A 10,182-nucleotide genomic window follows, 5' to 3' on the forward strand; every position below is an offset into this window, starting at 1 on the left:
TGATCCCTGAGGCCGAAGCGACGAAGTCGCGAGGGTCGCGAAGGGTCCGGTGACCTTCCGCGCCTGACGCGACCACCTCACGGCAATGCCGCAAGCGCGGCCTCGACGTCGGCCGACTACTCGCCGACGGACGCCGGGACCGGGTTGTCGACCGGCGGCACCCGCAGGTCCACCTGAGAGCCGACCGCGGCGTCGAGCACGTGCATGCACATGTCGTGGCAGGTCTCCAGGGAGATCCGTTCATCGACCAGCGCGGCGAGCGCGGCCTCGCGGACGAAGGTGATCCAGCCGGCGAATCCGACCTCGGCCGGCGCCCGAACCGGCCCGTGCACACCGGCGGCGTCGAGAAATCCGGCACACAGGGCTTCCATGTTCTCGTTGACCGGACCACGCACCGCGGGATCGGCCGAGATCGAACTGCGGTTGGAGATCAGCACCAGTGGCAGACACGTCCGGAAAAAGTCGATGTAGGCGACCAGCGCGGCCTCCACCCGATCACGCACCGTCGGCGCCTCCGCGGTGACCACCACCTGCCGCAGCTGCACGTGCACCCGCTGCCAGATGGCCCCGAAGTACTCGGCCCTGGTGGGAAAGTAGTGGTACAGCAGGCGCCGCGACACCCCCGCCGCCAATGCGATGTCTTCCATCGAGGTCTCCTCGAACGGCCGTTCGCTGAACACCCGCTCCCCGACGTCGAGCAACTCCGCTCGACGTTCCTCGGGAGTCAGGCGTTGTCGAGGCGGCATCCGGTCATCGTAGTAGGGTCGGCACCCACGTGCGAATGCCGCCTACGGCCGCGCGCTAATACCGCCTACGGCGTGGGTACCGGAACCTCCCCCGACGGTGTCGTCGGTGTGGCCGACGGGGTCGGTGCCGGAGCACTATTGGAAGCGGGATCGCGGCCCAGTCCTGGAATCGGCTTCGCACCGGACGGCACCGAGGTGGTCACCTCCACCTTGCCGCGGAATGAGTCGTCGGTGATGACGTCGATCGAGTTGATCAGCCACCGGCCGTCGTCCTTGGTCATCGAGTAGGTGAGGCGGCTCGGATTGATCTGGACCAGCTCGTTGCCACCCCGGGTCACCGACTGGTTGATGAACAGCAGCACGGTGGCGGTGTCGCGGGTGCTCGTGACCACGCCCGCATCCTGGATGATCACCTCCGAGATGATCTTCTGCTTGCCCACCTCGGCCACCAGGTTGGTGTCGGAGATGATCTTGTCGTACTGCGCCTTCGCGTCGCCGGTCACCACCTTTCTGGACCGTTCGACATGTGCGGCAACGTTTTTCGGCGTGTATCCGAACATCGTCGTCACGTAGTCACGGGCAGACGACAGCGCCGAGTCACGGGCCTGCTCGTCGGCACGGGCACCGAGGTAACGCACGCCGAGCACGATGGCCGAGGCGGCCGAGGCCACCAGCAGCACGGCCAGTACGGCCGCCGTCAGCCGTCCCCGACGGCTGACGATGCCGAGCTTCTCAGGCAGTGTCGTCTCTGTCTGGGCATTTCCCGCCGGCACTAGGTCACCCACTCGAAGTTCGTCATCTTGAGTTGGCCGTTGATCCGGGTCATGTCGACGCGCCAGCGGAACGTCTGATACTCCGGCGCGGCCTTGCCGTCGAGGGAACGCTGTTCCCAGCCGTACACCATGATCACCGAACCCTCGTCGGCGGTCGCGTTGGTGACCGCCGACGACAGCACAGTCGTCTTGGTCTCCACATTGGTGGACTTGACCAGACTTGTAACCTGCTCGATCGAATCGGAGATCTGCGTCCTGGCGCGGCCACTGGTCTGCTGCTCCAGCGTCTTGAGCGCGTTGTCGGTGGTCTTCGGGCTGAAGCTGGTCAAGTTGACGATGACCTGCGAGGCGAAGTCCGAATACTCGGCCCGCAACCGGTCCTTCGTGTCGTGCCTGGCGATGCCGACGGCGGCCAGCACGGCCACGACGGTACAGGCGACGATCACCACGACGCTTACCGCGAGGACGATCGCCCGCAGCGGCACGACCGACCTGCCGCGATAGGCGACGGCCGAGTCCTTGGATGTGTCTGCCGATCTGGTCCGGGGCAGCCGACGGTCACGGTACCCGCGCGAGCGCTCAAGCTCGGATGGGTCCGGTCCCTTCTCCTGGTCCCCTGTATCGGCCTCACCTGTATCGGCTTCCGCGGCGTCCGCTTCCGCGGCATCTGCCTCTGCTTCCGCGGTGTCCTCTGTGGTTTCGGCTGCCGTATCCGAGTCCGGCGTCGACGGCTGTTTCTTGGTGCCCCGGCGCAGCGGTGCACTGCGCACGGGACGCACCGGCGTGGCCGCCGACGGCGTCCCGGATTCCGCAGAAGTCCCGGACTCCGACGAAGTCACGGATTCCGTAGAATTCGCGGACTCCGAAGAGGTCACGGATTCACTGTCCGGCTGATCAGGCTCTGCCATGTAGTGGCGCTTCCTCCTGGCTTCTGCTGACCGGTACCCGCGTTGTACGTTTTACCGTCCGGTCCGATGAAATCCCCCGACACCGGATCGTAGGTGGTGCTGTACACGGACGGCTCATCGGTCGCGTTCGACGGTGTTCCCGGAACGACCTCGCCACGGACGGACGCCGGTCCGATCTTGACGTCGCTGGTGCGGAACGCGTCGTTGGTGCCGGGATCGGGTTTGTACCCGGTCCGGCATTCGGCCGGGGTGGGGGCACGCCGGCCGGGGAACTCGACGCAAGGATAGTTGCGTGCGCCGCGGACCGCGATGTTGGAGTTCTGCGGCACCCGGCACAGCATGCCCGACGGCAGTTCACGGGCGTTCTGCTCCGACGGCCACCGCCACTCGTCCTTCGGCAGATAGCCGATACTGCACGGTGCGCGGTCGTTGATGCCGAGCGCGAACGTCACGTTGGCGCCGTACCGCACCGACCCGGTGTTCAGCGCGGTGATCAGTGACCCGATCAGCCGCGGATAGATGGTCACGATCTGCCGCATGTTGGGCAGATACACCGCCTGAGTGCGGGCGATCACGCCGAGGTTGGACACCAGCAGCGGATAAGACTGGTCGAGCGAGGCGAACAGCTGCCGGCTCTGCTCCGCGACGCCTGGCCCGCGGCGCAGGATGTCGGTGATCTCCGGCCGGTTGGCGCGCAACTGGTCGGTGACCTTGGTGACGTTGCGGGTCCACGCGCGGATCTGACCGGTCGTACGGGACTGGGTCGCCAGCAGCGGACCCGTCTGGTCGATGAGGTCGACGAACGGTTGCGAGTTCTTGTCGGCCTCGTCGACGAACAGCGCCATCGAATCGAGGAGACGTTGCAGCTGTTCGCCGGTGCCGTTGAATGCGGTGAACGCCTCGTCGACCAGCGTCCGCAGGCCGCTGCTGCCGATGTTGTCGAGCAGCGCCTCGGCCTGATCGAGCATCGTCGCGATCTCCATCGGCACGTTGTCGCTGCTCACCACGGACCCGTCGCGCAGAACCGCACCCGACTTGGTATCGGTGTCCTGCTCGTCCCGGTCTCCGTCCCTGCCGTCCCCGTCCCTGCCGTCCCCGTCCCTGTCGTCGAGGTTGTCGCGGTTGCCGGACAGGTCGCGGACCGGCGCGAACTCGACGTACTGCTCACCGATCGCCGACACGCTGCGCACCGCCGCGGGCATCGACGCCGGGATCTTGGTGCCGCTGTCGATGACCAGGGTCGCCGCGACACCGTCACCGGTCAGCCGGACCGACGTCACCTTGCCGACGTTGACGCCGCGGAAGGAGACATTGGCGTTCTGGTACAGCCCGCCCGTGCTGGGGAGGTTGAGGGTGACCTTGTAGCTGCCGATCCCGAACATCGACGGGATACGGATGTAGTAGACCGCCATCGAGATCACCGCGATCACGGTGATGACACCGAAGATGATCAACTGGGTGCGGACGAATCGCGTGATCCTCATCAGCGCTCACCTCCCTGCGGCGTGGTCTTCTGCGTGGTGGTCTTCTGCGTGGTGGTCTTCTGTGCGGTCGTCTTCTGTGTGGTCGTCTTCTGGGACTCGCTCCTCTTGGATTCTCCGGTGCGGGAGTCGGGCACCTCACCGCCGTCCAGGGGCGCGGTGAACGGGTTGAGGCCGCGTTTGGCACCCGCGGCGGGCTTGCCGACGACTCCTTCGGGACCGGTGAACCGGGCCGTCACGAACATCGACCTGCTCAGTCGCGACGGGGTCAGGTCCAGCACGAGATCGGAGTTGACGTAGTCGCCCTTGATCATCTTGGGGATCGTCGGCTCGTAGAACGGGAACGTCAGCAGGATGTTCAGCGATTGGGTCAGCGCCGGACCGGTCTGTTGCAGCTGGTCGATGGCCGGCTCGAGGTTGGCCACGATCGTCTCGATGTCGTCGCTGTTGGCCTTGAGCACCTTGTTGACCGTCTCCGACAGCGTCGACATCGCCCCGAGCGTATCGGTGAAGTTCTTGCGCTGATCGGTGAGCAGCCGCAGGATCTCGGGACTGTCTTTCAGCGCCTGCCGCAGCGTGGGCTGCTGATCGTTGACCGCGGCAGCAAGCCTGTCGAGGCCTTCGGTGGCGGCGATGATGTTGTCGCGCTGTCCGTTCAGCTCGCCCACGAGGTCGTCGAGACGCGGGATTAGTTTGCTCAGCGTCTTACCGCGGTCGCCGAGCATGTCGCTCATCTCGTGCACGATGTCGCCGAGCTGGCTCAGCCCGCCGCCGTTGAGCACCACCGACAGCGAACTGAGCACCTGCTCGGTCGTCGGATAGGTGCACAGCGCCACCTGCTGGGCGGCGTTGACGTCGGGAACCTGCGGCACCGACGGATCGGTGACGATGTTGGCCTGCTCGGGACACGCGGCAAGCGGGATCCGGTCGCCCGCCCTCAGATACCCGCCTTCGGGTTTGTCCGGCTGCACGATCGCCAGATGCGACGACCCGAGTGCGCTGGTCATCGCGACCATCACGTGCGAACCCCGCGGGACCTTCACCCCGCGGTTGAGCCGGATCGTCAGCGCGGCGTTCCAGTCGTCGGCGACCTTCATCTCGCCGACGCTGCCGACGGTCGAGTCGTCCAGCAGCACCGGGGCGTTGTTGACCAGCCCCGCCGCCGACGGCACCAGGGCGCTGATGGTGTAGGCGCCGTCGTCAGTGCCCTGGGCACCCGGCACCGGCAGCGAGTTGACGCCGTCGAACGTGCAGCCGGCTGCGGTCACCGTCATGGCCAGCGCGGCAGCCGCAGCGGCGAGTTTCCTGCGCGCAGTCATGCTCCCGCGCGTCATCCTGCAGCCCCGAACGGTACGAGCAGGCTTTCCAGCGGGCTGCCCCTGTTGTGTTTGCGTGTCTGCTCATCCATCCGGGCCACACCGGCCTGGGCCCGAGCCTTCACGTCGGCGTTCTGGTAGATGATCTGGCTCGGCTTGGCCGTGGCCGCCGACACCGGATTGGTCAGGAACGGCGGATAGTTCATCGAAATCGATGACACGACCGGCGCCAGCACGTCGACGCAGTGGTCGATGTCGGCCTTGGTGGTTCCGGGGCGGGCGGTCGAGTCCATGGTGCCGCACAGCAGCGTGATCAGGTTGGTGCCCATCCCGAGACCGAACACACCCGACAGCGATCCGGTCAGCGGGTTGTAGATGTTCTGGAAGTTGGCCAGCTGGTTGGGCGCCGAATGCAGCAGCCCGCGCAGTTGTTCGTCCTTGTCGGCGACGATCTTGGTGGCATCGGCGAGCTTGCCGACGGATTCGGTGAGTTCGGCGCCGTTGCGGTCGATGAACGACTTCACATCGGTCACCGCCGAACTCAGGCCCTCCAGCGCGTCGCCGAGCTCGGTGGCGTTGTCCGAGAGCACCTGGCTCACCGACGCGATCCGGCCGTTGAACTGCACCAGCTCCTCATGACTCTGCGACAGCGCCTCGGTGAGTTTCTGCAGGTTGCGCACGGTGCCGAACAGGTCACCGCGGTTCGCCGACAGCGTGCCCATCAGGTCGGACATCTCGGTGACCGAGCGCCGGATGGCCTCGCCGTTGCCGTCCAGATTCCGGTTCAGCACGTCGACGGCCTCGGCGGCCGCGCCCCTGTCGACGATGTCGCTGCCCTTGCCATCGGTCTCCGGGCCGAGCGACTCGCTGAGTTTGCTCAGCTGCGCCTTGATGTCGTCCCACTCCATCGGGACGGCGGTGCGTTCCATCGGAATCGTCGCATTGTTCGCGAGCTTCTCGCCGCTGGAGAACACCGGCGTGAGCTGTACGAATCGGCCCGTCACCAGGCTCTGGGCGACGATCACCGCCTTCGCGTCGGCGGGGATGTCGACGTCCTTGTCGACGCGCAGCACGACCTTCACATCACCCTTACGCGGGGTGATCGAGTCGACGGTGCCGACGTTCACGCCCAGCACGCGCACCGGATCGCCCTTGTATAGGCTGGCCGCCACCGGGAAAAACGCGGTGTAGGTGTTGGTGGTGGCGGCTTTGAACCACCGGTAGCCGCCGAGCGCGATCACCGCGAGCGCGGCCAGCGCCACCGCGATCACCACCGTTTTGGTGGCGCCGCGTTTGTTGATGCTCACCATGCCCTCAGCCCCCCTGCCGTGCCGGGCTCAGCGTCGCCGCCGGCGGTTCGACCGTCTTGGTGTTCGTCGGCGGTGCCGGTTTCGGATAGGTGGGCGACGGCGCGGCCGGCCGCTTCGGGTCGGAGCCCGCAGGCGGTGCCAGCTCCCAGTTCGACGGCAGCGGCGGGAACTGCGTGTACTTGATGAAGCTCTCGAAGGCCTGCGGATACTTGCGCGCCAGCACCTTCATGAACGAGGACGTGTAGTCGCCGAACGTGGGGATTCCCACCAGCGAATCGAAGTTCGGTCCCGATGCGACGGCCTCGCCGAGCGAGTTGGCGAACGGTCCGAGCCGGTCGATCGTCTTCTTGAGGTCCTGCTCCTTGTCGGTGAGCACCGTCAGCACTCGCTGCAGCTTCTCCTGTACAGGCTTGAGCTGCTCGTTGTTGTCGGAGATGAATCCGCTGAGCTGCTTGGTGAGGTCGCGGACGCCGGTGATCAGCTTGGCGAGCGCGGCCCGGCGCGTCTGCACCTCACCGACGAGGCTGTTGGCGTCGATCAGCAGGGTGTTGATCTGCTCGCTGCGCTTGGCCACCACCGACGACACGCTGTCGGCCCTGCCGAGCAGGTGCCGCAGGGCGACGTCGCGATCGTTGACCGCCTTGGACAGCCGCGTCACCCCGTCGACCGCGCCCCGCACCTGCGACGGTGTTTCGGCGAACGTGTCGGTGAGGGTGCGCAGAGCCTCGTTGAGCTGGTCGGTGTCGGTGTCCTTGAGCTTGTGCGCGGTCGTGTCGAGCGCATCCTGCAGCGAGTACGGTTCCGAGGTCTGTGCGGCCGGGATCTCGTCGCCCGGCCGCAGCAGTTCGCCGCCGTGCGGGATGAGCGTCAGGTTGCGCCGCCCGAGCACGGTCTCGGTCTTGATCGCCGCCTGCGACTGATTGCCGAGGACCACGTCGTCCTTCATCCGGAACGACACCTTGACCTTGGTTCCGTCGGGTGTTTTGGCCAGCTTGACGCCCTCGACCGCGCCGACCTGTACCCCCGACACCATCACCACGTCGCCGGTGCTCAGGCCGCCGGCGTCGTCGAAGTAGGCACTGTAGGTGCTGACGGGCGACAGGTACGGCAGTTTGTCCATCTGCAGCGCAGAGACCACCACCAGCGTCACGACGACGATGCCGATCATGCCGACAGCGGCACGGCTGCGGCCGCCACGCTTGGTGGTGCGCGCGACGTCGGCCTCGTCGGACTCGGTGCGAGCTGCCGTGAACAGGCCCTCGCCCCGTGCCTGGTGTTCCCCGGATGTCTCGTGTTCGCTCACTGCGGCGCGCACCTCCCCTGCGCCTGCGTCTTGTCGCCGGTCACATCGATCGCGGTGTAGAACACCTGCGTGTTGCCCGGGCCGCCGATGAGCAGCCGGATGCGGCAGAAATAGATCTGCAGCCACGCACCGTAGCTGCCCAGGTTGGCCAGCTTCTTGTAGTCCTCGGGCAGCCGCGACAGCAGGTTCCGCAGGAACGGTTCGGCCTTGAGTACTTCCTCGGAGACCCGTCCGGTGTTGTGCACGACCTTCTGCAGGTCGGGCCGGGTGGTGCTGAGCAGGTCGGCCATCCCGTTGGTGAGCTGGGACGTCTGGGTAAGCGCAGTACCGATCACATCACGCTGCGACGCGAGTCCGGTCACCAATTGCTGCAGCAGGTCGACGCTGGAGTCAAAGCCCTTCTTGTCGTCCTCGACGGTGCCGATCATCGTGTTCAGGTTGTCGATCACGTCGCCGATCAGCTGATCGCGGTCGGCCAGCGAATCGGTGAACTGGGCGGTGCTCTTGAGCAGGTGGGTGAGCGCGGGTCCCTGACCCTGGAACACCTCGATCAGCGACGCGGTGAGCTGGTTGGCCTCGTCCGGGTTCAGACTGCGCAGCAACGGCTTGAACCCGCCGACGAGGTTGTCCAGATCGAGCGCGGGCTGCGTCTGCTCCACCGGAATCCGCGCGCCGTCGGCCAGGCGCGGCCCGGCCGCACCGGGTTCGCGGCGCAGTTCCAGGTAGCGGTCGCCGGTGAGGTTCTCGTACCGGATCAGTGCCTTCACCGACTTGGGGACGCTGTACTTGTCGGCGACGGTGAACTTGAGGACGGCCTGATTGTCGCGGTTGAGCGACACATCCGACACCGTGCCCACCTCGACGCCGGCGATCTCCACCGACGAGCCGGACTTGAGCGCCGACGCGCTGGTGAACACGGCCGTGTACTCGCGTGTCGAGCCCGACCGGTACTTGCTGAACACCACCACCAGGGCGACGAACACCAGCACCATCACCACGACGAACGATCCGAGTTTGATGATCGTGGCGCGGAAGGCACGGGCGCGCTTGGCACCGGGATCGTTCTTGCGGGTTGAGTCAGCCACGTGGCGGCTCCCCGAACATGAGCTGGAACAACTTGGTCGAATCGGCCTTCGGTTTGGTGCGCGGTTGGTACGGGTAGTTGGCGTTGTCGGTGACGTAGAACTTCATGTGCTCGGTCGACGACGGATTGCTCAGACCGGTCTCACAGGTCGGCGGTCCGTCGCCGCGGACCTGCGGCAGGTCGTACGGGTACTGGTACGGGTCCTTGCCCGGCATGATGCTCGCGTCCAGTTTGAGGAACGGGAACTGCTTGTCGTCGCCCATGTACGGTCTGGCCAGCTCGCCGGCCGACGCCGCGGTGCTGATGAAGCACTTGATGCCCGGCGACTGATAGCCCAGCAGTCGCGCCACCGGATTCAGGTCGTGCAGCGACCGGATCAGCGTGTCGACGCTCGGCGCGACGACGCCGTTGACGGTATTGGCCATGCCGGTGGCATTGATGAGCAGTGCGTCGAGATTGGCCGAGTTGTCGACGAGGTTGTTGCCGATGACGGTGAAATTGTCGACCGTACGCATCAAGTCGTTGGTGACATCGGCGTACACGTTGGTGACGGCGGCCGCCTCGGTGAACATCCGGTTCAGTTCCGGAAGATGCTTGTTGGTCTTGCCGAGCAGCGAGGTGAGCTGTATCAGCGATTTGCCGACCTTGTCGCCGCGCCCCGACAGGGCGGTGTCGACGGCGCCGAGGGTGGCGTTGAGTTTGTCCGGCTGCAGGTCGGCGAGCACGGTGACCAGTTGCTGGTACACGGTGTTGAGCTCGACGACCACATGATCGGCGGCGATCACCTGACCGCGGCGCAGTGTGCCCTGGGGCCCTTCCTCGGGAACCGTCAGGTTGACCGCCTTCGCACCGAAGATGGTGTTGGATTTGATCTCGGCCGTCACGTTGGCCGGGATCGACGACATCTGGTCGGAGTCCATATCCAGCTTCAGGATCGCCTGACCGTCGCTCTCGCCGACCGACTTGACGCGCCCGACGGTCACCCCGCGCAGTTTCACCTTCGCGTCGGAGTTCATGACCAGTCCGGCCCGCGGCGAATGCAGGGTGACCTGCTCGGTGGACTTGAACGACCCCATGAACTGTCCGGCCGCACCGACGATGAGGGCGGTCAGCCCGCCGACCATGATCAGCGCCGCGGTCTTGCGAACGGCGTTGCTACGCACCTGCTTGTTACTCACCTTCGCATCACCCGGCGAGGTTGAAATGGCCGTCGGAACCGTAGATCGCCAGCGACGTCAGCAGCGTGATCACCACGACCACC

Annotated in this window: 9 protein-coding genes; all 9 read right to left on the bottom strand. The window is 66.0% G+C overall.

The window, feature by feature from the left end; all coding sequences use genetic code 11:
• Window positions 1-116 precede the first annotated feature (116 nt).
• A complete protein-coding gene (locus Q0627_RS11695) occupies window positions 117-746 on the bottom strand; it encodes a TetR/AcrR family transcriptional regulator (protein ID WP_291010876.1) in 630 nt (209 codons plus the stop codon).
• Window positions 747-811: 65 nt separating this feature from the next.
• Complete coding sequence (locus Q0627_RS11700; protein ID WP_291010878.1) at window positions 812-1,531, bottom strand: hypothetical protein; 720 nt, start codon at window positions 1,529-1,531, stop codon at window positions 812-814.
• Window positions 1,519-2,358: a hypothetical protein gene (locus Q0627_RS11705; RefSeq protein ID WP_291010880.1), complete on the bottom strand. Its 840-nt coding sequence runs from the start codon at window positions 2,356-2,358 to the stop codon at window positions 1,519-1,521. Before Q0627_RS11705 ends, Q0627_RS11700 begins: the two co-directional genes overlap by 13 nt.
• A gap of 32 nt (window positions 2,359-2,390) precedes the next feature.
• Window positions 2,391-3,911, bottom strand: coding sequence for an MlaD family protein (locus Q0627_RS11710; protein WP_291010882.1), 1,521 nt, complete (start codon window positions 3,909-3,911; stop codon window positions 2,391-2,393).
• On the bottom strand, window positions 3,911-5,227 hold the full coding sequence (locus tag Q0627_RS11715; protein ID WP_291010884.1) for an MCE family protein: 1,317 nt from the start codon (window positions 5,225-5,227) through the stop codon (window positions 3,911-3,913). The genes Q0627_RS11710 and Q0627_RS11715 overlap by 1 nt, the downstream gene beginning before the upstream one ends.
• Before the next feature lie 11 nt (window positions 5,228-5,238).
• Window positions 5,239-6,534 (bottom strand): MCE family protein, encoded by a 1,296-nt coding sequence (locus Q0627_RS11720; protein ID WP_291010886.1) that lies wholly within the window; start codon window positions 6,532-6,534, stop codon window positions 5,239-5,241.
• Between the two features lie 4 nt (window positions 6,535-6,538).
• The gene (locus tag Q0627_RS11725) at window positions 6,539-7,837 is read right to left on the bottom strand and encodes an MCE family protein (RefSeq protein ID WP_291010888.1); all 1,299 of its coding nucleotides are present in this window, start codon (window positions 7,835-7,837) and stop codon (window positions 6,539-6,541) included.
• Complete coding sequence (locus Q0627_RS11730; RefSeq protein WP_291010891.1) at window positions 7,834-8,922, bottom strand: MCE family protein; 1,089 nt, start codon at window positions 8,920-8,922, stop codon at window positions 7,834-7,836. Before Q0627_RS11730 ends, Q0627_RS11725 begins: the two co-directional genes overlap by 4 nt.
• Complete coding sequence (locus Q0627_RS11735; RefSeq protein WP_291010933.1) at window positions 8,915-10,045, bottom strand: MCE family protein; 1,131 nt, start codon at window positions 10,043-10,045, stop codon at window positions 8,915-8,917. Before Q0627_RS11735 ends, Q0627_RS11730 begins: the two co-directional genes overlap by 8 nt.
• Window positions 10,046-10,182: the final 137 nt, after the last annotated feature.

This window comes from uncultured Gordonia sp. (genome assembly GCF_937858515.1).
Taxonomy (GTDB): Bacteria; Actinomycetota; Actinomycetes; order Mycobacteriales; family Mycobacteriaceae; genus Gordonia.